The sequence below is a fragment of the Caldibacillus sp. 210928-DFI.2.18 genome, assembly GCF_020554505.1.
GTDB lineage: Bacteria > Bacillota > Bacilli > Bacillales > Caldibacillaceae > Caldifermentibacillus > Caldifermentibacillus hisashii.
Map to the genome: position 1 here is coordinate 1 of NZ_JAJCHL010000279.1, position 236 is coordinate 236.

The following is a 236-nucleotide window of genomic DNA, read 5'->3' on the forward strand; positions in this document are numbered from 1 at the left end:
GATCGATTGCGTTGGATAGTGCCTCCGCATTCAAATCCTTTTCCTCCAGCATGACAGCCGCCTTGTGATCAACCAGTACGCTGGCATTATAAAACTGATGGTTATGGGCAACATAGGGACTCGGAACCAGTATACTCGGTGTACCGAGTGCAGTGATTTCCGCTGCGGTTGTTGCGCCGGCACGACAGACGATCAGATCGACATGCGCCATAATATCCAGCTGTTTTACATAATCG

Annotated in this window: 1 protein-coding gene; it reads right to left on the minus strand. The window is 50.0% G+C overall.

Features of this window, described 5'->3' with window-relative positions; all coding sequences use genetic code 11:
• Positions 1-236: glycosyltransferase (locus tag LIZ98_RS17835; RefSeq protein WP_304502986.1), on the minus strand; the 236-nt coding region annotated here is incomplete at both ends.